The sequence below is a fragment of the Pseudomonas sp. MIS38 genome (assembly GCF_019891575.1).
Taxonomy (GTDB): domain Bacteria; phylum Pseudomonadota; class Gammaproteobacteria; order Pseudomonadales; family Pseudomonadaceae; genus Aquipseudomonas; species Aquipseudomonas putida_A.
In genome coordinates, this window is the sequence record NZ_JAFLXF010000009.1 from 64523 (window position 1) to 90023 (window position 25501).

Consider the following 25501-nt stretch of genomic DNA (forward strand, 5'->3'; position numbering starts at 1 on the left):
CCGTTCGTCGGGACTGTCAGATTTTACAGGTGTGGCTTACTCCTCAATGGGGATACAAAACGGAGCAAGACCAGCCCGTCAAACAGTCCAGGAGTTCACATGTCATGAGCGACGAACCAGATGATCCCGTTGTAACCGGATGGGCTGCCCCAACGTTTTCCGTCCCGCTATCTGGAACCATGCAAAAAATGCCATTACGAGTTCGTTGCGATTTCGGATTCAATCGCAATGGCAAATGGAAAGTCCATATTTACAACCCGGGCTATAAACGGGAAATCACGGGTACGCACAACGGTTACTACTATGAGTTCACCCTTGATGATTTCGAACAAGGGCCGGACTGCGAAATACATACCCAATTCGATGCACAGGGTGTGTGGTCTGATTGGGGTTTTTCCGGGAAGTTTCGCGTTATCAAGCCCATAACTGTCAATGCCCCTCCGGCACTGGTGGGCCCCAACCCCGTTATTTCCGGGTGGGGTGCATATTCTGACGCCAGCATCGAAGTATACCGGGTACCTAACAATAGAACCTGGAGAGGAACTGCTTCGGGGGACGGTAGTTGGTCGGTTCAAGTCGATCATCTTGAGGAAGGGTTACATCAGTTTGGCGCTCTGCAGATTGTCAATTTATTGCGGTCGGATGAGTCGGCGCTGGTACCCGTCACCGTAGCAAAAACCGTGAAAATCACTTCGCCAGCCAGCGATGATGTGCTGGTCAATGAACGTCTGCCGATTATTTCTGGAGAGGGGCACAGTGGCACGGAAATACGGATTTACGAAGCCGGCAGCGGGGTGATTCTATACGGCAGCACCACTGTTGAAAACAATCGATTCAATGTGAAACTGAACGTAGAACTTCCGCTTCGCAGAATTGTTCTGGTAGCCGAGTCAAGGGCTTACAATCAACCATTGCAATGGTCGAATGAGGTGCCGATCACCGTTGTAGAGTTTGGTATTCCGATAATTCTGGCTCCTGCTACAGGCGATTATGAGACACGTACACCTTTATTCGAAGGAGACGGGACAGCTGGGGCTGCCGTGGTCGTTTATCTGGACAGGACAACGGAAGTCGTTGGCAGGGCAACGGTAGGTACTAATCGAAAGTGGCTCACGTACGCGTCGCGGCAGTTGCTCCCGGGCAGTTGTACGATCGCCGCGGAACAAACGTTTCAAGGTCGGCCATCCGGACGCAGCCTGGCGCGAACGTTCAAAATCCGCCCTCCAACATTGACGTCCGTCAGCGTCACCTATCCAACCCTCACCACCATCGAGTTTTCCGGCGCAGGTTTTACCGGCGCCACGGTCGAGATCACGATTGTCCGAGGTCCGACAGGAGCTACGCCGCCACCTGCCGTTGTCGTGACCGCAGGCAGTTGGAGAACGACTTCACAGTACTGGCCCATCGGCGACTACGATCTGAAGGTCGTGCAGAAGGTTGACGACATTGCTGGTGGCTCGATTCCCTCGCAGGAATACCATTTCAAGGCTTCATCGAAACTTCCACCGCCCTCTGCTGTGAGATACACCAATGACCTCTACACTCCGACATTCATCGGCGAAGGTATTGCAGGGGCATCTGTCGAGGTCACCGACAAGGCGACCGGCGCTGCGCTCGCTCCATCGACGCAGGTCACGAATCAGGGCTGGTTGACCCGTGCCTTCGAGGCGTGGGCACCGGGTTCGACCCGCACCGTGCGTGTGGTGCAGAGGCTCGGTGCGGCGGTGTCGGACGCTGTTGAGCTGGTCATCAATATAGACCGTTTCCCACCGCCGACCGAGCTGGCTTTTACCGTTGTCGACTACAAGCCGCGTATCACTGGCAGAGGGATAGCCGGCGCCACAGTGCAAGTGACGGACAAGCAGAGCGGCGCCGCCATTGCACCACCCGCGCCCGTGACGGGCCAGGGCTGGACGGCAGAGGCATCGACACCCTGGCAGCCGAATACCAGCAGAATCGTCCTGGTGGTGCAGTCCAGAGACGCTTTCGCCTCCGATCCGGTGGAAATAACCATCTCTGTGCCGCTGCTGGCACCCATCATCACTGCCGTCGAAGACGATGGACTCTCGCCGAAAATCTCCGGCACCTGCTGGCCCGGCGCGACACTGAGCCTGAAGTACAGCGACAGTGCGACCGAGCACAAACCTGATGGAAGCAGTGGCACATGGACCTTCAAGCGCGACGCCGGGTTTGCTCCGGACGAGCAGCACACCGTGACGGTGATCCAGACCGTCGCCGGGCGTCCGTCGCCGCCAGCCTCGCAAACGTTCTCGGTCAGCCCGGAGAAACCGGTCATCACCGCGCCGGAGGAAAACGCAGACACCCACTACGACATGACCGTGCACGGCATCGACGGTTATAACGATGCCATATTGCAACTGCGGGACGCGCAATTCGGGCGGAATCTGGGTGAGCCGAAACGGCTGACCGCTCATGGCGACTGGTTCATCGAGCTGAAAAAACTCGAGTTCCGCAAATACCAGATCGATGCCGTGCAAACCATCGCCGGCAGACCCTCTCTGCCCAGCGCTGTGCGCAGTTTTTTTGTCGTGCTGGTGCCGCCGGTCATCACGGTGCCGCAGGAGCATCAATCGCTGGCGCGCACCTCGACGCTTCGTGGCACCGGCGAACCCCTTGGCCACGTGACGATCTGGCGTGAAAGTCCGAGCGAAATCCTGCTCGATAAAATCTCGATAGGCGCCAAGGGCGATTGGTTTGCCGACGTAACGTTGCCGGTCGGCAACTACAAGGTGAAGGCCCGGCAATTCTTCGACGATCATGAGTCGAAGGAAAGCCTTGCGCGCAGTTTCAAGGTGGTGCCCGCCGCGCCGGTTATCGAAAGCCCCGGGCGAGGTGTGCACGTCGGTCGTCGGGTTGTTGTGTCCGGCTTCGGCTACCCCGGTGACACAGTGCTGGTGACGCTGACGGGCAGCAAGGGTTCGGTACGCGTAAGCGCTCCGGTGCTCGAGGATCGTACCTGGTCGCTGACGCTTGAAACGGAGCAGTCCGACGGCACTGCGCAACTGGTGGCGGTGTCGTCGTGTGATGGCTTCGAGTCTGCCCCCTCGGCTGCACATCCAGTGGAGCTCGGCACTTACCTGCCCGCTATCGATGAGCCGACGCCGGGAAGCTGGAAAGAAAATCCGCTTCGCTTCCTCGGTAAAGGCCGCACGGGCGTGGGGCGCGTGGTGACCTGGTACGACCCTGATCAAGTCTTGAGCGAAGACATTGCCGTCACCGATCAAGGCTGGCGCGGCGAGGCATCGCACGCCTTGCGTCCAGGCGGCCACTGGTGCCGATTCCAACAGACCATCACCGACGCTGCGGATGGCTCGACCAAGTCCGACTGGGTCGAAAGCAAGCGTTTCGAGGTGATTTCGATTCCACCGGGAGCAAGACCATGACCGAGCCTGTGATCCGTCCAGTGCAGCAGTTGCTGAGACAAGTGTTCAGCGATGAACAGCGCGAAACCTATACCGATTTTTGCAATTACCTCGAAAATGGTGGTTCGATTTTTCCGCTGGTTGAGCAAGGCGTTCGGGGACTGGTCAGCCACTACCGGATGAATCCCGACGACGCGCGGGCCTTTTTACGCAGGGCCAACAGTCTGGCGGTGTTTGTCCGGCGCCAGTTCATCGAACATTCGTTGCGCGGTCCGCAGGCCCGGGTCACGCACCCCGACAGCGGTCTGTTGTCGATGGTCGCGGGGCCGAGCTACGAGAGTTTGTTCTCGACCAATTTCGATGGGTTGTGCCCACCGCAGGCCCTGGAGTCAATCGCATCTCCGGTGGCTTACCTGATCGAGTTGTTGCGCTGGATCCAGGACAAAATCCACGCCATTGGCGGCGACGAAAAACTCGATTTGCATGAGCGCCGTCGGGATCTGAAAAAGCTGCTGGTCGACTTCAATGCCGTGCATCAGGCAGTGTCGGCGCTGGACATCATCGTCCCGGTGCTCGAAGCGTTTATCGAGGAAAACGATAGCGCTCCGGATCTCGAAGAGGCACTGATCCAGACCCGTTACCCCAACGGCCTGCCGTACTACCAGCATTGGGTCACGCTTGATTTTGTCGCCCGTGAACATGGCCTGTCGGTGGGTAATATCGCCCACATGGTGGATCTGGCCTATCCCTACTTCCTGCAGCCCGAGGCATGGGACAACGATGCCGGGCGTGCCTTTACCCATGCGTCGCGGCTGGGGCCTTATCAGCGTGAATTGTTGACAGAGGCTCCGATAGAACCTGGCGATACCGACGCAAGGGACGACTATTACCAATGCAACTTTGGAGCGCGTGGGACCGATTGGATAAATCTCGATCAGGTGAAATTCTTTGGCGAGCGAACGGGGCTGGACACCCGGGATATCGAGGCGTTGCTGTCGATTCGCGAATTCGCCCCGACGCGTTCGGCCAACGTCAGCGTGTATGACAGCGCGCAACCGGGCGCTGACGAGAGTCAGCGATCCGGCTCGGTGTATCTCAACGCTGCAACCATTCCGGCGCTCGACATTGATTACCGGCAAGGCAGCGAAGCCTTTCTGCATCGTTTGACACAAGCCCCGACCATCATTGACCGCTACGAACGAATGAATCGCAAGTTGCGCCTGGATCGATGGCTGGAGTTACCGAGCGAGCAGGTGGATGCGTTGTTGACGGCGGCGATCAGGGCAGAGGCCCGTCACGCAATACCGGAAGATCCGTGGTGGATTTCTACCCATCAGGTGCATGCGCTGGGCCTGTTTCAGTCACTGCGTGAACGCTATGGCTGTTCGGCAGAGGATTTCGCGGCATTTATCGATGAAATCTCGATTTACGGGCGTGCCAATGCCCTGTCACTGTTCGATCGCACCTTCAACGGCCAGGGCAATTATCGCCAGCCCCTGCTGCTGGATGGCGCAACGTTTGCGACGCTGCCGGTGCAGGGTGTCGCGGAGCTGACGATCAGCCAGTTGTGCAGCGGCTTGGGCATCGATCTGCAGACGTATGCCTACCTGGCAGTAGCGATCGAACGGGCGCACGGGTTCAGCGGCACGCTGAGGCGCACCACGGCAGTCATATCGAGTTTCTACCGGTTGGTGAAATTGCCACGGCTGCTGGGCATTACCCCGGTCGAAGGCGTGCTGATGCTGACACTGTTGGGCGGCGAGAGCTGGGTTGACGGGCTGGCAGGTTTGCCGCGGGTGCACGCACGGCTCAATAGCGAAACCACACCGGACGTGCTCAATCTGATTTATGCACTGCACTCCTGTGTGTCCTGGTGCAAGGATCGCGAGATTCCCGTGCTGTGGATGCTGCAGCAAGTTGCACCGCTGCAGGCCCTGGCGGTTGCCACGCAGGCTGAGCAGCAGTTGTTCGAGCAGATCCGCAACCTGCTGCCTGCCGCGCTGTTCAACAATGCCGGGCTGTCGATGGCTGGCGTTCCCTCACTGGAGGGGCTGGACTGGCTGCGGTTGTTGACCGAACTGGTCGACCCGACGGGTCTGGTCATCGACCTGCAATTACCCGAGACCGACTACCTGAACCGTGCCCGGGTAAGGTTCGACCAGGCAATCAGGGAAGGGCTGGGCGAGAACGACGCCAGTGTGCGGGGCATTCTCGTCGAGCGAATGCTCGGCGTGCTGTTGCAGGCGCGGGAGGCGCAGGTCTCGGTCGCCCGGGAGTGTCTGGCGGTGTACACCGGCCTTGATACCGAACGCGGATTGCTCGTGCTGACCTGGGCGCAGGCCACGGTTTATCAGTTGTTGTCGCAGGTCAGCGCGCGTGCCGATCGTGATGCAACTGAGGCACTCAGTCCCGCTGCGCGCGCCGCAGAGCAACCCGACCCGCTGCTGAGCTTGCTGGCTGATGTGCGACGGCGCAGTGCGGTGGCGAGCAAGCTGGAACTGTCTGCGGTATTGCTCGAAGACTTTCTGCAATACGGCCACACGGCCTGGATGGCTCAGGACGATCGGCACCTGCTGTCGATCCGCACCCTGTATTACCTGAGCGCGCTGGGACGGGCCTTCGAGTTGAGCGAGCAACCGGCTGGCAAGCTGCTCGACTACCTGCGTCAGGTCAACGCATTGCCCGACCCTTTGACAGGCCATGCATTGCGGCTGGCACAGGATGCGGCAGCGTTGCGGCTGGCGGCGTTTTTCGACTGGAGCGTGCAGGAGGTGCGCGAGTGCGTCAGCCACATCGATCCTGAACTGAAGATCCTCAAGACTTTGCCCCAGCTCGATTTGCTGATGCGCATCCGCGTATTGGCCCGGCACAGCGGCATGGACGCCCTGACGATTTTCCTCGTGGGAAATCTGCCGGAGGACGTAGACAAGGACAAGTATCGATTCGCCGCCGAACGCGCGCTGCTCAGCCTTTCAGCCACCCGTGAATCGGTGGTTGCCTTTGCCGATGAGGTGGCGCAACCACTGGTCAAAATGAAATGTGAAGTGGACAAGACCGAGGTGGTGGCCGGCAAACCTGAAGAGAAAGTCTTGTTGACCGTGACGTTGACGGACGCCGATGACAAGCCACTGAGTGGCGTCAATGTGTACTGGCAAGTGAGCCTCGGCACGATTGTGCCCAACGCCACTGACGTCGATGGAAAGGTGACGGTCGAGTATCTGCCGGGCAAGGTCATGGGGCAGGAAACGCCACTGTTCTGGCTTGACCTGATCGACGCACAACAGGCCCCGACGATCAATATCTCCGATGATCCCAAGACGCTGTCCTTCCCCGCACCATTAACTGCCCAGGTGCCGCTGGAACCGGTTCCGGCGGGGCAGGAAGTCGAGCTTTACGCCACGCTGCGCGACGAATATCGAAACCCCGGGCGCAACCGTCTGGTGCGCTGGTCCGCCGAACCTGCGAGCGGCAGTAGCGGCTCGGCGGTGATTCGTCCCGGGCAGAACTACGCCGACTTCGAGGGCGTTACACGGGTGTACGTGTCGAGCACGTCCGGCGGCAAGTTCATTGTCAGCGCGCATTGCGATGCCAGTGACAAAGAAGCACTTTTTGACCCTATCACCTTCACCGAAGCACTGACTCACCAATGACCGTGTTGGTTGACGCAGCGTTCACCTCAGGATGCAGGACAAGACCATGACTCAACGCAATCTGGCTCCATTGTTGGAAAAACGCCGCGCAGCACTGGTCGATTACTGCATCGGTCAGGCTGCCAGGACCCGCTACTCCTTCGTGAAAACGCCGCAGGATCTGTTCGAGCTGTTGCGCATGGACCCGCTGGATAACTATCCGGTGCAAAGTTCGTGGGTCGCCGAGGCGACCAGTTGCGCGCAGCAATTCATTCATGCAGCGTATCGCAAGCTTGAGCCGGGCTATAAAAACACGGCTTTTCCGGCGCATGAGCTGAAGCTCTGGGAGCTGTACAGCAATTACCCCGACTGGGCGGCGCTGGCGTTGATCGCGGTCTACCCGGAAAACTTCATCAACCCCTTTGTGCGGCAGCGCAAGACCCGCCTGTTCAAGGCACTGGAAAATGACTTGAATCAGGCGCGGCTGACCGGCGATTCGGTGCAGCGTGCCTCGCAGCAATACCTCAAGGCATTCGAGCAGACCTGCAACCTGGATGTCATCAGCGCCTGTCTGGATGGCGACTCGGCAAGCAATGCCACTTACTATTTCGTCGGCCGGCAGCGGGTGCAGCCGTTTCAGTATTTCTGGCGCAAGGCCGACATCGAGCTCACCGCTTCCGGTAATCCGGTCAACCCGGCGGCATGGAGTGAATGGCAACCTGTCGACATTCCGGTGGGGAATAGGGTTCTGGACATGCGGCCGTTGTTTTGGGGCGGGCGTTTGTGTCTGGTGTGGGCTGAGTGGCGCGACCCGGTGGGTATCAAGGGGAGCGAGGGCTATTTGGCCCCCAGGCTGGATATCAACCTGGCGTTCATGAGCCAAAATGCAGAATGGTCGGCACCGCTGAGCTTGTATAGCGCTGATGAGGACACCAACAACAGCGACAGGAGCCTTGATTCCCGGCTGATTGCAACAACGTTTTCCGATGCAATTCACCCCAAGGGTCGCCTGGGCGTATTGCTTATCAGCCCGGCGGGTCTGAGGGTGAGCACCACCCGTGATGTGTTCTTTCGTCCGTTGCCTGAAGACGACGGCAACTGGCTTGTATATCTGGCCAGTCATCGCTTCACCGATGTCCTGACCTTGCAGCATGCACTGACGCCGAAAAATCAGCCGGTGGTCGAGATCAAGAGTGAGACCTCGGGGGATCTGACGGCTTATTACGGGCTGCAGGCGGTGTTTTCGGAGGTAGGAACAGACGACTTTCTGTGGGTTAGAGGCCTGTGCCGGGCGCGGTCTCCGGTTGGAGATGAGAAGGTCGATTTTACCTTGAAGCTGAACAATCCGGCCGGAGATGACCCAAGAGAAACCAAAGGCCTGCAGCCCGTCTCGGGTGGTTGGGCTACTCAATGGATGAAACTGCAACGCGCGAAAGGCGGATTTACCGGGCTGGCCGAATTTACCTTGAGCGGCGAGGACCAAGGCAGCAAGACCTTTACAGTCTCACTCACCAAGATCACCCGTTTCGTACCGCCGACTCTGGAAAAGAACGCGCTGGATGCAGCGCAGTTCATCGGTTTCAGGCAGTCCGGAATGTTGCAGCGCGCGCGCTTGAACTCGCTGTTCGGCCCGGAGCTGGTGCAACTGAGCAATATTTCCGTGGATGCCGTACTCGACTGGGAGACCCAGTTCCTGACGGAACCGCCTCCAGCCGCGGGCCCGATCGCCGAGCCGAACGGGGCGTTCGACGGGGCCAACGGTCTGTATTTCTGGGAGCTGTTTTTTCATCTGCCGCATCTGGTGGCGGCTCGACTGCGGGCCGAGGATCGCTACCTGGAAGCGCAAAGCTGGTCCCATTACGTGTTCGATCCGCAAGATTCGCGAGACCCGGAAAAACCAGGGAATGCGCCACCGAGGCCTGAATACTGGCGTTGCCGGCCTTTGGCCGCTGTGGGGAATGTGGGCGTCGAAGCCTTGCTGCCGACCGATCCGGACGCGATTGCCTATGCCGCACCCCAGCACTACCAGATTCTGGTGTTCACCGAGTATGTGAAGAACCTTGTGGCGTGGGGCGACTGGTACTACCGCCAGCTCACTCGGGATGCCTTGGTGGCGGCGAAACTGTGTTACGTGCAGGCGCAGTTTCTGATGGGCAAGCCGCCTTCCGCCCGGGCAGTAACCCGTTGGCAAGCGCAGACGGTAGAGGCCTTGCTTAACCAGAGCACGAGCCGCCCGGCGCTTGAGCAGTTCGAGCAGGAGCTGCAGTTTTCCCTGGCTGACATTCCTCCAGCCGCCGAAGCGTCACCGTTGATGGGCCTGCTGGCGAACGAGTCGTTCAAACTGCCGATCAATGAGCAGTTGCTTGAGCTGTTCGACTTGCCGGGGCAGCGCCTGAGCAACTTGCGCAACAACCTGACCCTGGACGGCAAGCCACTGGACGTTCCGCTGTTCAGCCCGCCCACCGATCCCAATCAATTGTTGCGCGATCTGGCCGCTGGCGGGGTGGGCATGCCACGGCCGATGGGCGGACGTCTGGTGGTGGGGGCCTTTCGCTGGCGCGTCAGCTACGAGGCGGCGCTGCGCGCCGTGCAGACACTGCAGGAGTACGGCAGCCAGGTATTGCGTCTGCTGGAACAGCGCGACCGGGCGGAACAGGAAGAACTGCAGCAAGAGCACCTCAAGGAGCTGGGCGAATACGCCCGTACGGTTCAAGAGCAATCCATTGCCCAGCTTGAAGCCAGCCTCACGGCCCTCGGCCAGAGTCAGGCCATGGCCCAGCAACGGGCCGATCGATACAAAGCCTGGTACGACGAACACATCAGCGATGCCGAATACCAGATCATGGACAAACTGGCGATGGTCAAAGGGATCAACACCGGGCTGCACGCGATCAAGTCTGTAGGCGCGGCATTGGCGGCTGCGCCGAACATTGGCGGCACGGCTGTCGGTGGGCATCGTTTGGAAAAAGCTGCGGATGCTGTGGTCTTTGGTCTGGAAATCAGCGCGATGCTGTTGCAGATCGACGCGGATAAACAAGCCATCACCGAAAGCTACCGCCTGCGCCGCAGAGAGTGGGAGTTGCAACGAGATCAGGCACTGGCCGAGGTCGGGGCAATCGCCGAGCAGATCACTGCGCAGACATTCGCCCTCGATGCCGCCAGAACGAGTCTGGAGCAAACCCTGCGGGCCAACGGTCAGGCACTGGCGCTCTACAACTACCTGAAGAAACGCGCGACCAACGCAGAATTGTTCGGCTGGCTGCTGGGCCAGCTCAAGGCCTTGCACTATCAGGCTTACGATGCGGTGGTCAGTCTGTGCCTGAGTGCCCGGTCGTCATTGAGTGCGGAAACCGGCGATTACGAAACCGCTGAGGCCTTGCCGCAGGTCTGGCTGGACAACCGTCATGGACTGACTGCCGGTGAACACTTGCGCGAGTACCTGTTGCGCATGGATCGTCTGTACCTGCAAAGCCATGAGCGCCGTCTGGAGCGGGTCAAGACCATTTCGCTGCGACGACTGTTCGATGACAAGGTGGATCCGCAGACGGGATTCTCCGACTGGACCCAGGCGCTGGCCGAGTTGATCAAAAAGGGCGTGCTGGAGTTCCAGCTGACGCAGTTGTCATTCGATCGCGATCACCCGGGCGAGTATTGCCGGCTGCTCAATCTGGTCGAGGTCGACCTGCCCGTACTGCTCGGACCTTATCAGGATGTACAGGCGACGCTGCTGCAGGTCGGCAGCATGACCGCTACCCAGGGCTCGGCGCGCTCGGTCGAGTACCTGCATCAGCCGGCGGGCAAGGTGGCGCCGGTCGAGGTGCTGTTCAATCTGCGCAGTGGCCAGCAGATCGGTTTGTCCGTGGGGATCGCCGACACCGGCATGAACGCCGGCAAACCGGACGAAGGCTTGCTCAACCCTTTCGAGAACACCGGCGCGATCTCGCGCTGGCAATTGCACTTTCCCTGGCCGCAGAGCGAGCGGCAGGCGCCGATGCTCAAATCACTCACCGACATCATTCTGCGCGTCCGCTACACGGCCAAGGCCGGTGAGCCGACGTTTACCCTCGCTGTCAAAGATCTGGTCACCCGGGCGATCACGTCCCGCCAGTCAGGCAATATCAAAGGAGCAGGCCATCATGGTTGAACCCGTCATTCAGGCTAATGACAGTCTGGTGCTCAATGGTGATTTCCGTGAGGCCTTGAGCCATTGGGAAAAGGGGCCGGTTAACAGCCGCTGGGTTACGGTCGTGGGCGAGCCGTACGAAGGCACACAGATCAGGATGCTTTCAGTAGCAAACCTTGCCTCTGCCTTTCAGGAAATGACCGTACCTGTAACGCCGAGCGCCGGAGCCAGGTATGTGCTGAGTTTCCTGTATGAAACGCGGCATACCGAAGCGGGCCGCATGATATTCACTGATGACAGTGGAGCCACCCTTAGAGAAATCCCGTTGCCGCCCGGCAGCCCTCGTAACCTTGAAGAGGACCAGGCACGGATCACTCAAGGGTTGCCGCTGGAATTCAGACCGCTCAAGTACAACGCCGAGCTCGATCTGCCGTTGCAGCGCCAGGACAAGATTCGCGTCACAGTGGTCGCTCCGGGTAATGCTGATCCCGAGGACTATAACTCTCTGGTTTTGGTTACCCGCATTCGCCTGGGCGTGGAACTTGAGCCCGCGCGGATGCAGACGGTGAAGGTGGACGCGGAGCAATCGTCATCTGGCAAGCTGGTTCACCTCTGCCTGGGCGCGGACGGCAGCTTCCAGCACCAGCTTGCGTTCGTACCCGACCCCGACAGCCCCTGGCTGCACACCAAAGCTGCATTGGTGAGCGATGACAATCCACAAGGCGCGGTTTTCGCAACGCCTGACTGGGGCGTCGATCAACCGCTGGACTCACCGTGGATGCTGCAGTGCCCGCTGATCGGTGCTCAGGATCCTTACCTGTTCACGGTGCAACTGGTGAACCAGTACACCGCCGAGCCGTATTCGATGCAGGTCTCGCTGGGGCATCACCGGCTGGTGTTCCGTGAGGTGCTGGAGGCCGCGTATTTCCCGGTGCTGGAGTTGACGCAATCGGTGCGTCTGGGGGTACGAGTGGCCTCCTGGTACACCGGTCAGTTTCTGGCCGGGCGCACGGTGACCTGGACCACCGAAGGGCTGGGGGTGCTGAGCACGACACCGACCGACGCCGAGGGCTGGGCGTATTTCGAGTATCTGCCAACGGCTGCTGGAAAACGTGCTATCCAGGCTTCGGTGGCAAGCCCCTACTATGCCAGTGGGGTGGAAACCGCGACGCTGGACGTTCAGGTGCTGGCGACCGATCCATGGAAGGACGTTCTGGCGGTGGTAGACAGCAACGCCTTGCCCTGGGCGCAGAAGACCGGCTATCCCAACCGTGGCTCGACCTATCAACTGAGCGTTCGGGTGCCTGAAGTGTTACGTGGTTCCACGATGGCACTGCGTTGGGATGGCGACAGCGCCGCACAGTTGGGCGTGCAACTGCGCCCGGAGCTGGAAGCCTCGATACCTGTAGGCACAACAGACCTGAACTGGGAGTTGATCTGCCAGGACAAACTCGACGGTCGCTTCCACTTGCAGTTGCTGTGTTCGAAGCTGCTGTTGCCTTCCAACAGAAAACCGATGTCACTGGCCCGCAATCTGGTGCGCATTGGCGACGTTCAGGAGGCCAACAAATTTCCCGTGGTGGACGAAGGCGAAAGTGTTCTGTTGCGGGTGCAGGTGGTGCATATGGTCACCGGCGGCAACGGCGATCCGGTCAACAATGCACGGGTGGACTGGCAGACTCCCGAAGGCACGATTGCCACCCGATCGGGGATCGGTGGCTGGGCCAGCGTGTTGTATCAACCGAGCCGCGACGGTGAGCTGGTGGTGACCGCTCGCGTGCGGGCGCATGACGAAGCGGTGCCGGTGGAGCGACCGTTTGCAGTGAAGGCGCTGCAGAGCAGCCCCTGGAAAGGCAAGATCAAGATCCTGTTTGACGGCAATGAGGTTGACCTGACCGAATTGGGCTTGCTGTGCTGGCGCGGTGAGCCGCACACCTTGCGGATAGAAATCACGCCCGGCAGTCCGCTGAATGGAGAGATGGTCACGCTGCAATGGCGTGGTGAGCCGCCGGGGAACGGCTTGATCGTCTCGGATATCGACAAGCCGTTGAGGCTTGGGCCATTGGGGCTGGAATGGCGCTTCAGTTCGCAGGTCGCGTCGAGTACCAGCAGCCTGTTCAGCCTGACCTTGAGCAGCCCCGGACTTACCGCGCCCCGGGAGTTGTTCGGTCGGCTGATCTCCACAGAGCTTATGGATGAACTGACGTTGATGCTGGATCAGGTGACTGCGACAAACGCCAGTCAGAGAATGTTTCCTTGCATCGGGGCCACGCACACCTTGCGCTATCTGCCCAATGCCTTGAGCCCGCTGGTGGGTTTGCAGGCAACGCTGGTGTGGCAAGGCACCCCGGCTGATGACCTGGAAGCGAGCATTGAACCGCCACTCGATCAAGCTCAAAAAATCAGTGACGGTGGTGTTGGCTGGAGTCTGGATTTCACCTCGAGCAAGGTCTCCGGCGCCTTTAGTGTGGGGCTTTTCTTGTCTGCCCTGGATCGCTCCATGAGCACCAATCCGATGCAGCTCGCTCACAACAAGTTGCGAATCGAAGACTGGCGTGAGTCAGCGGTTGACGCCGTCATCGGCAAGGATAAAGCCTGGAGCTGGGTCAGGGTGGTTTCGGCATTCACCGGGCAAGCGGTGGCGCAGGTGACGGTGCAGTGGAAATCCGCTGACAGTTCAGACAGCGTCGTCAGCGACGAACTGGGCTGGTCCGGGTTTGGCCTGGTGCCGAGCAGTCACGGTCAGCAGAACGTCGTGGCCAATGTGCATAGCCCGTTCGATGGCTATGAAGAGCAACGTGCCCTGTCCTTTACGGCGCTTGCCCGTAACCCTTGGGAGGATGTACGGGTGCGTTTCGATGGGCATGATGAACATCCATGGGGCAGTCACACGTACTTTCCGCGCCGCAATGGCTCACATGCCATCGAAGTACTGCTTCCGGATGGCAGCCCGTTGTTCGACCAGGAACTGACCTTGGGCTTGACCGGCACCGGCCCTGCGGAACTGGGTCTGAGTTTCGAACCTGCGCTCGGCGCATCACGCCTGCCCTCGGCAATCGGTTTGCGCTATTCCCTGCGTTGCGCCGACCTGAAGGACGGTGGCTTCGCGCTGCGCCTGGGAGCGGAGCGCCTCGCCAGCCTGTCACCGGCCAATGCGATGTCGCTGGGGGCGGGCGTGCAGGTGTGGAAAATCCTCACCAGTAGCAGCGTTCAGCAAGTGGTGGAATGGGAGCAGGAACTGGTCGAGCAGGTAAAAGTGGTGTCGTCCGTTTCCGGTCAAGGTATCGCCGGGGTATTGGTGACATGGCGCAACGAGGATCTGGGGACGGTCACCAGTCTGACCGACTTTTATGGTGTCGCCATTGTGCGCTTCAAACCGCAGACACCGGGCGCGGCGGTAGTAACGGCGAGGGTGGGAGAGGCGGCGCATTCGGAATCGGTTGATCTGCCGTATACGCTTGAGGAACCGCGAGTAATCAGCGAACTGTACGAACCGGAAGATTCACGGTTGCCACCCAATGAGGAGCGCGCGCATGCCATTGCCAAAGTGGTCTCGGCACGTACCGGTTTGCCGCTGGCGGGTGTGCAAGTGCGGTGGGATTTTGCCGGGACTGCCTTGACGCCATCGGTGACGGATGAGGAGGGGCTTGCCCGTTTGACCTTTACCTATCCGGCTGACTCGCAGGGAGTTTTATCGGCCATTGTCCGAGGCGGGCTGGGTGGCTGGGATATGGCGCAACTGGGGTATTACGGCATAGTGCCGGTGATTGAGTCGTTGACCAGTCCCGATACAAATATCGATCTGGGCAAAGATGCAACGGCCGAGGTCCGGGTGGTGTCGCGTCACGATGGCCGGGCCCTGGCAGGCGTCAGGGTCATCTGGAATTATCCGGAATTGACGTTGCCGGCTACTTTCACGGGGCCGGATGGAAAGTCGCGCGTTGATTTCAGACCGATTGAAACAGGACTGCATGAGTTGCAGGCAACGGTTGTTTTGGGTGGCTCACAGTCATTGGTGTTTGAAGTGTTTGATCCTTCTACGAGGCCGCTGATTTTTGAGCTGAAAAGACTTCACGGGCAAATCGGCATTGGCGGGCAAGCCCACATGCGCGCGCTTGTTACAAATCGAAGCTATGTTCCCATTCAGGGGGAGGTAGTTTTCTGGCGTTTTCGCGATATTGAAATCGCTCCAACTCGCACCGATGCGCAGGGCTACACGGAGGTCAAATTCATCCTGCCTGCACGGGACACCATCGTGGTGAGTGTTCGGGGAGGATCAAGTATGAGCATGCCTATATGAAGTTGTCGCTCATCGGTTATGAGTGATCTTAGAAAACACCGGATCGCTTCCAGCTCAGGTATCGGCTCAGCAACTCCGTGCTTAGCCCGCTGGGACGCACATCCAGCACCTGAACTGCATGAGCATTCAACTGCTCATGCAGCTCGGCCCGGGCATTGAGGTAATCCACCGTGCCGCAATAGGCCAGTGCTTCGGGCAGCGTTTGTACCGGGGCATTGCGCAGGCGGTCGAGGGCTTCCTCGCGCAGGCTGACCACCAGCACTTGATGTTGCAGGCTCAGACGTTTGACGCTGGCGAGCAGGTCTTCGGTGTCCTCGTCACGCAGGTTGGTCAGCAGCACGATCAGCGCCCGGCGTTTCTGCCGGGCCAACAGCTGGCTGGTCGCGGTTGAATAGTCGGCAGGACGCTGACTGCTGTCCAGATCATAAACGGCGTTGAGCAGGACCTTGAGCTGACTGGCACCCTTGATCGGCGAAAGAAAGCGCGGTTGCGCGACGGCGAAGGTGCTCAGCCCTACGGCATCGCCCTGACGCAGCGCGACATGGCTCAGCAGCAGACACGCGTTCAGCGCATGGTCGAAGTGCGACAGCTCACCATCCTGGCTGCGCATTTGCCGGCCGCAATCGAGCATGAACATGATCTGTTGATCACGCTCGTCTTCATACTCGCGGGCAATCGGCGTGCGCTGGCGGGCGGTGGCTTTCCAGTCGATCTGGCGCAGGCTGTCGCCTTCGCGAAATTCGCGCAACTGATGAAATTCCTGACCCTGCCCGCGACGCTGGCGCTGGCGCACACCGAGCTGGCTGAGCCAGTTGTCCACCGCCAACAACTGCCCACCGTAGAGCTTTGCGAAGTCCGGGTAGACGCGGATCTCGCCGCTCACGGCGAGCAGGCGTTTGCCTGTCCACAGACCGAACGGGCTGGGCAGGTTGATTTCGCACTGTTCGAAGCTGAAGTGCCCGCGCTTGAGCGGGCGCAGACGGTAGCCGACCGCGCTGAATTGCCCGGGTTGCAGTTCAATCGCCAGCGGCAGGTTTTCGAAGCTCAGGCCCTGTGGCACGTGGTCGAAAATCTCCACCGCGACCGGCTCGATGAAGTCATGGCTGAGCTGCAGCCGCACCTCGCTCCAACGGCCGAGTGCCAGGCTGCCGGGCATCTGCCGCTGGATGCGCGGCGAGGGCAGGTTGTTCAGGCGCAGCGCATCGATGATCGCCAGCACCAGCAGGGCCAGGAGCAAGCCCCAGTTGATCGACAACAGCGTGGCGGGTACGTCGATGTCGAGGGCTTGCAGCGTGCCCAGCAGCGTGCCGACGGCCAGCAGAATCGCGAGCCAGATCAGCAGCAGGCGTGACGGTTTCACAAGCGCGGCGCCGGCACTTGGTCGAGCAATTGTTGCAGCACCTGATCGACCTGCAGACCTTCGATGTCCAGCTCCGGCGCCACTCGCACCCGATGGCGCAGCACAGAGAGCGCGCAACCCTTGATGTCATCGGGAATCACGAACTCGCCGCCGCGCAGCAACGCACGGGCGCGGGCGCAGCGCACCAGCGCAATCGAGGCACGCGGCCCGGCGCCGAGGGTCAGGCCGGGCCAGGAGCGGGTGCTGCGCGCCAGCCGCACGGCGTAATCGAGCACCTGATCGTCGATCGGCAGGTCACTGGCGATGCGTTGCAAGGCCTGCACGTCCTTGGCTTGCAGGACCGTGCGCAGCGGCTGCACATCAAGCATGTCGGCGCGGGTCGAGCGGCTGACCTGACGCACCATGTTCAACTCTTGTTCGGTCTCGGGGTAATCCATGCGCACCTTGAGCATGAAACGGTCGAGCTCGGCTTCCGGCAAGGGGTAAGTGCCTTCCTGCTCGATGGGATTCTGGGTGGCGAGCACCATGAACGGCTGGGCGATCGGCAGCGCCCGGCCTTCGAGAGTGACTTGCCGTTCCTGCATCGCTTCGAGTAACGCCGCCTGGGTTTTCGCCGGTGCCCGATTGATCTCGTCGGCCAGCAACAGGTTGGTGAACAACGGCCCCTTGCGCAGCTTGAACTGTTCGGTGTGCAAGTCGTACACCGCATGGCCGGTCACATCGCTGGGCATCAGATCCGGAGTGAACTGGATGCGCGCGAATTCGCCGCCGAAACAACGCGCCAGCGCCCGCACCAGCAAGGTCTTGCCCAACCCCGGAACGCCCTCGAGCAGCACGTGGCCGCCGGCGATCAACGCGGTCAGCACATCGTCGATCACGCTGTTCTGGCCGATCAGGGCCTTCTGCAATTCACCGCGCAGCGCTTGCGCCAACTGGCTGGCACGCTGGCGTTGCTGGGCGGCGTGGCTGGCGCTGCCGGGCTCGATCTGTTCACTCATAGCGTGTTCCTCAAGGTTTGCAGGTGGGCCACCTGGCGACTGAAATCAGCGCTGCTCAGGCGCTGTTTCGGTACCGGGCTGAGGGCCTGACTGATGGCGCGGGTCGGCTGTCGGGTCAGGCGCGACAGCACCAGCCATTGCTCAGCCACGTTCAATTGGTCGAAGCCGGGATAGCGGCGGCGGGCGCGGCGCAGCACGTCCTGTTGCAGGGCTTGCAACAGCGTGTGCTGACCGTTGTGGCGCAGGATGAAATCGGCACTGGCGCGCAGGTGTTCCTGCAACTGCCGGCGGCCACTCGGGGCGGGTGCCTGCAGTGGTCCATGGCGCACAGCAACGTGCCACAGGCCGAGGCCGATCAGTGCCAGCAGGGCGACGATGGCTTGCGGGAAGTAACGCCAGAGCAAGGTCAGCAGACCATCGTGTGCGGTGTTGAAAATCAGCGTGACGTCGGTGTCGGCGCTCAGGTACCAGAGCAGCCAGGCGTTGTCGTGCTTGCTGATGGCCGGGGTTTTCCACAGTTCGGCATCGGTGACCACGGTGATCGAGCCGAGGCCGTACGGCAGTTGCATCATGTGCGTGGCCTTGGCGCTGTTGGCCCAGGCCTGGGCGAGATTTTTCGGATCGTCCAGATGGAACGCGGTGTCGAAACCGGCGTAGGCCGGCGCGTCCTCATCTTCCAGGTAGAGCTTGGTCAGATTCGGGTACGGATCATCGGCCAGCTCCGCCGGCGGCTCCTTGAGGTCCTTGCTCAGGGACTGGTGCAACTGCACCCGATCCAGCAACAGATCATCGCTTTGTCTGGCCTGCTTGTCCCACAGCGCTTCGGCCACGAACACCAGGCGCCCACCGGCGCGGGCCCAGTTCAACACCTGATCGACCTGCCGCGGGGTCATGCGCGAACGTTCGCCGAACAACAGCAGGGTGTGCCGACGCGGATCGATGTCGGGCAGCACCGCCAGCGTTTCGGCGTGGCTGACGTTGAGGCCGCGCTCGCGCAAAAACAGTTCTGCCGCCAGATAAGGATTGGCCTGCGCCTGGGGCGAGGGGCCGTGATCGATCACTTCCTGATAGGGCCGGGCCTTTAGGTACAGATAAATGCTCAACGCCGCGAGCAGGGCGACGATCAGCCCGCCGAGCAGCCACGCGTTGCGCCGGTTCAAGCGCGCGCTCCCGAGCCGAACAGGGCACGCCAGCCGTCACACAGTTCCTGTTGCAGATGTGCCGCCGGTACGCGGTGCCCGTAGGCCATGTTCTGCCAGTGCTGTGTCAGGGTGCGACTGAACGCCAGCAGTTCAGGGCGCTGCAATTGCTCGACCCGCAGCAGCACCTGATGCTCGGTGTCGGCAGGTTTCAAGGTCAGGGCAAAATCGTGCAGCAGACGGCTGAGCAATCCGCGATAGAGCAGGCCCAGCGCGGCGCGTGGCTGGGTCTGCCAGAGTTGTTCGGCACTGGCGGCGATATCATCGGGCAGGGTTTGCGGGCTCAGGTCCAGGCCTAACGCTTGCTGCGGTGCAGGTGGCCTGATGCGGGCGGGCAGCTTCGGCCGGCGACTGACGAAGGTGCTCAGGAATTCGCGATAGCGCCAGATCAGCCATCCGAGAGCCGCGAGCAAGGCACCCCACAACAGCGCTTCGATCAACACCGCCAAGGCATTGAAGCGTTGACCGTCGAGCCAGCCGAGCAGGGTTTTCAGCCATTGCGGCGCCTCACCGGGTTTGGCTTCGGCCGGGGCTGCCGGGTCGTCCCCAAAGCGATAACGAGTCACGCTTTCCTTGTTCTTGAACGGTGGTTGTTCGAGCAGCGCCTTGATGCTGTCGTGCGCAGCCTGACTGGTCAGCGGTTGGTGCAACAGGCGTGGCGCCTCCGGGGCGTTGGCCGGGGCATCCGCCCATACCGGTGGCACCGCCGGCAGCCACAGACAGACCGCCAGCAGCAAACCCAGAGCGCTGCTGTTCAGGCGCTGGCGCAAACGGCGGAACACCAGCTCGATGTCCCACGCTTCCAGTGCGGTGCGCCGGTTCAAATACAGGCTGAAACCGCAGGCGACATAAATCGGTTCCCAGACCACCAGCACCAGCGCGTAGAAAGCGTTGGTCAGGTGCTCCAGCCAACGCCAGTGGTGATCGGCGTCGAGGATCAGCGATTGCCAGTCCCAGTCGGTTTCGATCTGCTGTGGCAGCAGCATATAGAACAGCACCATCAGACCGATCCACAGTGCGGTCTCCAGATGCATGCCGATGATCGTCAGCCATTGCGCGGCGCCGGCATTGCGTTGCAGCAACACCTGCAAGCGTTGCTGACGGGCCGTGCCGTCGAGACCTTCGAGTTGCACTACCGGCAGCAGGAAGCTGCGACTCAGGCTCAGCCGGCGCCAGGTCAGGCTGGCCAGCAGTTGCGGCTTGAGCAACCGTGGAAATTCGCGCAGGGCCTGTTTCAGTGTCGGTGTTTCGCCGAACAGGGCTTTGGACAGGATGTACAGCGGCAGGCGTTCGTAGGCTGGTTTCAGCCACCAGAAAATGAATACCGCCAGCGACGGCGAATCCCATAGCAACAACGTCAGCACCGCGAACAGCGGCAGGGTGACGATGGCCCAACTGGTCATCAGCAGGCGTCGATGCTGCTGGCTCATGAGCACGCCCAGGTCCATGGCTTCCCAAGTGCTGCGCGGGCGGATCGCCACGGTGGCGTCACTCAGGCGCATGGCGTGTCCTTCCGGCGAACAGCAGATAGGCCGCTACTGCGAGCCACAACGCGGCACCGACCGCATATTTGATCGGCGGTGTGACCCCGGTCTTCGACGACCAATACGCTTCGATGAACGCTGCGATCAGTAGGAACAGCATGACCCCACACACCAGCAGCACGCTTTTGCGCGCCGCCTGCACCAGCGCTTCACCACGGGTCAGCCGCCCCGGTGCGATCACTGCCCAGCCGAGCTTTAGCCCCGCCGCGCCCGCCAGGGCAATGGCGCTCAGCTCGAAGGCGCCGTGGCCGATCACGAACGACCAGAACGTCTGGCCAAAACCGATTTCGGTCAGGTGCCCGGCCACCGCGCCGATGATCAAGCCGTTATAGAACAGGAAGAACGCGCTACCGACGCCCAGCAGCAAACCGCTGGCGAAAGTCTGAAAGGCGATGCCAATGTTGTGCATCACGTAATAGCCGAACATCACCCAGTCTTCGCTGGCCGCCCGTTCGGCCGAGCGCCCGAGGTGCCCGGCCACCGGGTCGTACATGCTCTGCATGTCGCGCACCTGTTCGGCGGGGATCAGGTTGTAGATCAGTTCGGGAAAGGCATACACCAGCAAGGCAAAGCCGATCAGGCTGCCGAAAAACACCAGACCAGCGGCCAGCACAAACGGCCATTCGGCACGCACCAGTCGAGGAAAGTCAGCGAGGATGAAACCCAAGAGGTTGGCGCCGAATCGACTGCGGTGCCGATACAGCTGCTGGTGGCCGCGCAACACCAGTTGTTGCAGCGAGTCGATCAGAAAACTGCTGTAACCGCGCTCCTGCGCCAGCGCCAGATGCTGGCAGAGGCGTCGATAAGCCTTGGGGAAACTGGCTGCCTGCGAGGTGTCCTTGCCATGTTCGAGGCGTTCGAGGGCCAGGGTGAAGCGCTCCCATTCGGCCTTGTGACGAGCTTCGAAAAGACTCTGCTTCATGTCGGACCCAACAAGCCGCGGGCGATACCATTGAGTTCGCTGACCGCTTTGGGCGCCGAGATGTGCAGCGGTTGGGCGAGCAGCGCGGCCAGCTCATTGACCCGCGCCGGCGACAGTTCAGCCTGACGTTCGGCGAAGGCGAGCAAGGCGCGTTGTTCGCCGAGGTTGAGCGGCACGGGCGAGCTGCGTGGCTGGGCGTCAGGTAACTGCGGGCGGAGCAGGGCGCGTTCGCTGTAGACCACCAGCGTGCCGGCTGCGATGTCGCCCAGGCGTTTGAAGGTCGGGTGTTGCAGGCAACTGATGGCGCCGAGGAAATAGCCGAACGGCAGCAGATCGACAAAACGCAGCAGGTTACGCAGCAGCGAGGCCGACCAGCCGATCGGTGTGCCGTCATCGTGGATCACCCGCAGGCCCATCCATTGCTTGCCCGGCGAACGGCCCTGACGCAACACTTCGAACAGCACCATGTACCACCAGCTGACGGCAAACAGCAGCAGCGAACCCAGACCCATGCCGAGCTGGCCGAGAAACGCCAGCAGCAGAAACAGCGCGCCGAGGATGGCCCCGCGAATGCCCAGGTCGATGCCGAAGGCGAGGCTGCGCACCATCAGACCGGCCGGGCGCAACGGCAGGTCGATGCCCTCCGGGGTTTCCACTTGATAGCGGGTATCGAGTGGCGGGTTCAGCGGTGCTTTCCGTGGCAGTGCTGTGTTCTCGAGCATGGGCTACCTGATGGGGCCGGATCGGGATGCGAAGTCGGTCCGATGCTAGCAGCCTCTTGGGGGAAAACGACATAACTATGTATTGCACATCGTGTGATGCGCGGTGGTTGAATGACACAGCGCTGGCCGCGACCGCGGTTCAACGCCTAGACTTTGCCGATCTTCAGTTCAGGAACCGCCCGTGACTTCAATCTTCTGGTACGACTACGAGACCACCGGCATCAATCCGCGCAACGACCGTCCGCTGCAGGTCGCCGGGATTCGCACCGACCACGACCTCAATGAAATCGACGAACCGGTCAACCTCTACTGCCAGCCCAGCGAAGACATCCTGCCGCACCCGGCGGCGTGCGCCATTACCGGTATCACCCCGAGCTGTCTCGCCGAACAGGGTTTGAGCGAAGCCGACTTCATGACCCGCGTACACGCGCAACTGGCGGCGCCCGGCACTTGCGGTGCGGGTTACAACACCTTGCGTTTCGACGACGAGATGACCCGCTACAGCCTGTACCGCAATTTTTTCGACCCGTACGCCCGTGAATGGCAAGGCGGCAACAGTCGCTGGGACCTGATCGATGTGGTGCGCGCCGCGTATGCGTTGCGCCCGGATGGCCTGGTCTGGCCGACCGACGACGAAGGCAAGGTCACCCTCAAGCTCGAACGCCTGACGGCGGCCAACCACATCGACCATGGGCATGCGCACGAAGCGCTCTCGGACGTGCGCGCTACCATTGCGCTGGCGCGGTTGATCCGCGAGAAACAGCCGAAGTTGTATGACTGGCTGTTTCAATTGCGCAGCAAACAGAAGGTCATGGATCAGATTCGCCTGCTGCAACCGCTGGTGCATATCTCCGGACGCTTCTCGGCGGCGCGACACTATGTCGGTGTGGTGCTGCCATTGGCCTGGCATCCGCGTAATCGCAATGCGCTGATCGTCTGTGACCTGCACCTTGATCCGCAAGGCTTGCTGGACCTGGACGCCGAAACCCTGCGCCGGCGCCTGTACACCCGCCGCGACGACCTCGCCGAGGGTGAACTGCCGGTGCCGCTGAAACTGATTCACATCAATCGCTGCCCGGTGGTGGCGCCGTTGTCGGTGTTGCGTGCCGACGATCAGCAGCGTCTGGGCCTGGACATGGCGCTGTATCAGGCACGTGCACTGCGGCTAAGTGACGCACAACAAGTTTGGAAAGATAAAGTCGCGGCGATTTACGCCAGCGAAGACTTCACGCCCAGCGAAGATCCGGAACAGCAGTTGTACGATGGATTTATCGGTGATCGCGATCGGCGTCTATGCGAGCAAGTGAGAACGGCGGATCCGGCGCAATTAGCGCAAGAGCACTGGCCGTTCGATGATGAACGTCTGCCGGAATTACTCTTTCGATATCGCGCACGCAACTTTCCCGACACGTTGAATTTCGAGGAGCAAGAACGCTGGAGAATATTCTGTCAGCAGCGTTTGTCCGAGCCGCAAATGGGCGCGCCTAATACCCTGCAATCTTTTGCCGAGGCCGCGCAGCAATGGGCGCTTAGTGCTACGCCGATACAGAATCAAGTGCTCAATGAGTGGCAGAATTATGTCCAGGCATTGCGCAAACGTTTGAATCTTTGAAATCGAACATAGTGTGCCCATGAAATGCCGGGCATAAAAAAACGCCAGCGTATGCTGGCGTTTTTCATGGGCCGCAGAATCAGTCTGCGACAGGCGTTGCGGCTTAGCCCAGCAGGGTAGCCCAGCCTTCAACCACGTCACCGCCCCACTTGGCTTTCCACTCTTTCAGAGTCTTGTGGTTGCCACCTTTGGTTTCGATGACTTCGCCGTTATGCGGGTTTTTGTATTGTTTAACTTTGCGCGCGCGCTTGGTGCCGGTAGTTTTTACTGCGGCGCCACGGGTGCCTTTGGTTTTCGATTCCGGATCCAGCAGGGCGATGATGTCGCGCAGGGACTTGGAGTATTCGCCCATCAGGGTACGCAGTTTGCCTTCGAATTCCAGCTCGGCTTGCAGTTTGTCGTCTTGCGACAGGTTCTTCAAACGCGCTTGCAGCTCTTTGATTGCTTCTTCGGTGGCGCGATATTCGTTGATCAAGGACATGGTAACTACCTTATGCAGATGTGTTGAATGGCAGGGGACAGTGCCGCAATAATAGTCAGGCTGTTTCATCAAGTAAACATTTAACCGGTTTTTTTATTTGAATTAGTTGCAAGGAATAACCGGTAAATTGAATGGTCATTTAAATAATGTGATGCAGTCATCACGAATATTCACAATTATCTGGCCGAACAGCTTCACTGCAGGACTATGGTTTCGCCGCGCGTGGCTTCAGACGCCGCGAATCGGGCCTGCCTGCGGACATGTGGTCATCAATACTGCAGTTTCCGCGCACAGTCGCTAGAATGGCCGCCTTTGCGAAGTTCTGGAGTTTTCCCCCCATGCGCACCTTTCGGTTGGTGATTTCCTGCCCTGACCGCGTTGGCATCGTTGCCAAAGTCAGTAACTTTCTGGCATCCCACAACGGCTGGATCACCGAAGCGAGCCACCACTCGGATAATCAGAACGGCTGGTTCTTCATGCGTCACGAGATCCGCGCCGATTCGCTGCCGTTCGGTATTGAAGTGCTGCGCGAGAAGTTTGCGCCGATCGCCGAAGAGTTCTCGATGGACTGGCGCATCACCGACACCGAGCAGAAGAAACGCGTGGTGCTGATGGCCAGCCGCGAATCCCACTGCCTGGCCGACTTGCTGCACCGCTGGCACAGCGACGAGCTCGATTGCGAAATCTCCTGCGTGATTTCCAACCACAATGACCTGCGCAGCATGGTCGAGTGGCACGGCATTCCTTATTACCATGTCCCGGTCAATCCGCAGGACAAGGAGCCGGCGTTCGCCGAAGTCTCGCGTCTGGTCAAACAGCACGATGCCGAAGTGGTGGTGCTGGCGCGCTACATGCAGATCCTGCCGCCGGCGCTGTGCCGCGAATACGCGCACAAGGTGATCAACATTCACCACAGCTTCCTGCCGTCGTTCGTCGGCGCCAAGCCGTACCATCAGGCGTCGCTGCGCGGCGTGAAGCTGATCGGCGCGACTTGCCACTACGTGACCGAAGAGCTGGACGCCGGTCCGATCATCGAGCAGGACGTGGTGCGTGTCAGCCACAGCGACAGCATCGAAGACATGGTGCGTTTCGGCCGTGACGTCGAGAAGATGGTGTTGGCCCGAGGCTTGCGTTATCACCTCGAAGACCGTGTGCTGGTGCACGGCAACAAGACCGTGGTGTTCTGATCGAACCTGCGCGTACTTGAATAAAGAAGGGCCTGGGCGTT

Annotated in this window: 13 protein-coding genes; 6 read left to right on the forward strand and 7 right to left on the reverse strand. The window is 60.4% G+C overall.

What is annotated here, in order from left to right; translation table 11 throughout:
- Nucleotides 1-104: 104 nt before the first annotated feature.
- The 4 genes from J1G18_RS12500 to J1G18_RS12515 are packed head-to-tail and all read left to right on the forward strand — an operon-like array spanning nt 105 to nt 15435.
- Complete coding sequence (locus tag J1G18_RS12500; RefSeq protein WP_223007782.1) at nt 105-3404, forward strand: hypothetical protein; 3300 nt, start codon at nt 105-107, stop codon at nt 3402-3404.
- Entirely contained in the window at nt 3401-7033 is a 3633-nt protein-coding gene (locus tag J1G18_RS12505) for a Tc toxin subunit A (protein ID WP_223007783.1), read from the forward strand. Before J1G18_RS12500 ends, J1G18_RS12505 begins: the two co-directional genes overlap by 4 nt.
- Before the next feature lie 46 nt (nt 7034-7079).
- Complete coding sequence (locus J1G18_RS12510; RefSeq protein WP_223007784.1) at nt 7080-11156, forward strand: neuraminidase-like domain-containing protein; 4077 nt, start codon at nt 7080-7082, stop codon at nt 11154-11156.
- Nucleotides 11149-15435, forward strand: a complete 4287-nt coding sequence (locus tag J1G18_RS12515) for a hypothetical protein (RefSeq protein WP_223007785.1) — start codon at nt 11149-11151, stop codon at nt 15433-15435. The genes J1G18_RS12510 and J1G18_RS12515 overlap by 8 nt, the downstream gene beginning before the upstream one ends.
- Nucleotides 15436-15463: 28 nt before the next feature.
- Here J1G18_RS12515 and J1G18_RS12520 read toward each other — a convergent pair whose 3' ends face one another.
- The 6 genes from J1G18_RS12520 to J1G18_RS12545 are packed head-to-tail and all read right to left on the reverse strand — an operon-like array spanning nt 15464 to nt 22180.
- Nucleotides 15464-16795: a DUF58 domain-containing protein gene (locus tag J1G18_RS12520; protein WP_223007786.1), complete on the reverse strand. Its 1332-nt coding sequence runs from the start codon at nt 16793-16795 to the stop codon at nt 15464-15466.
- Nucleotides 16792-17793: an AAA family ATPase gene (locus tag J1G18_RS12525; RefSeq protein ID WP_134787197.1), complete on the reverse strand. Its 1002-nt coding sequence runs from the start codon at nt 17791-17793 to the stop codon at nt 16792-16794. Before J1G18_RS12525 ends, J1G18_RS12520 begins: the two co-directional genes overlap by 4 nt.
- Nucleotides 17790-18953: a DUF4350 domain-containing protein gene (locus tag J1G18_RS12530; RefSeq protein WP_223007787.1), complete on the reverse strand. Its 1164-nt coding sequence runs from the start codon at nt 18951-18953 to the stop codon at nt 17790-17792. Before J1G18_RS12530 ends, J1G18_RS12525 begins: the two co-directional genes overlap by 4 nt.
- Nucleotides 18950-20494, reverse strand: coding sequence for a DUF4129 domain-containing protein (locus J1G18_RS12535; RefSeq protein WP_223007788.1), 1545 nt, complete (start codon nt 20492-20494; stop codon nt 18950-18952). Before J1G18_RS12535 ends, J1G18_RS12530 begins: the two co-directional genes overlap by 4 nt.
- Nucleotides 20481-21458 carry a stage II sporulation protein M gene (locus J1G18_RS12540; RefSeq protein WP_096795152.1) on the reverse strand — a complete coding sequence of 326 codons (978 nt, stop codon included), beginning with the start codon at nt 21456-21458 and terminating at the stop codon, nt 20481-20483. The genes J1G18_RS12535 and J1G18_RS12540 overlap by 14 nt, the downstream gene beginning before the upstream one ends.
- Complete coding sequence (locus J1G18_RS12545) at nt 21455-22180, reverse strand: RDD family protein (protein WP_223007789.1); 726 nt, start codon at nt 22178-22180, stop codon at nt 21455-21457. The genes J1G18_RS12540 and J1G18_RS12545 overlap by 4 nt, the downstream gene beginning before the upstream one ends.
- Before the next feature lie 181 nt (nt 22181-22361).
- On the opposite strand from J1G18_RS12545, the gene sbcB reads away from it, so the two are divergent.
- Nucleotides 22362-23792, forward strand: a complete 1431-nt coding sequence (sbcB, locus tag J1G18_RS12550) for an exodeoxyribonuclease I (RefSeq protein ID WP_139054318.1) — start codon at nt 22362-22364, stop codon at nt 23790-23792.
- A 103-nt stretch (nt 23793-23895) separates the two neighbouring features.
- Here sbcB and mvaT read toward each other — a convergent pair whose 3' ends face one another.
- Nucleotides 23896-24273, reverse strand: a complete 378-nt coding sequence (gene mvaT, locus J1G18_RS12555; RefSeq protein ID WP_003227581.1) for a histone-like nucleoid-structuring protein MvaT — start codon at nt 24271-24273, stop codon at nt 23896-23898.
- A 338-nt stretch (nt 24274-24611) separates the two neighbouring features.
- On the opposite strand from mvaT, the gene purU reads away from it, so the two are divergent.
- A complete protein-coding gene (gene purU, locus J1G18_RS12560) occupies nt 24612-25460 on the forward strand; it encodes a formyltetrahydrofolate deformylase (RefSeq protein ID WP_003227580.1) in 849 nt (282 codons plus the stop codon).
- The last annotated feature ends 41 nt before the right edge of the window (nt 25461-25501 follow it).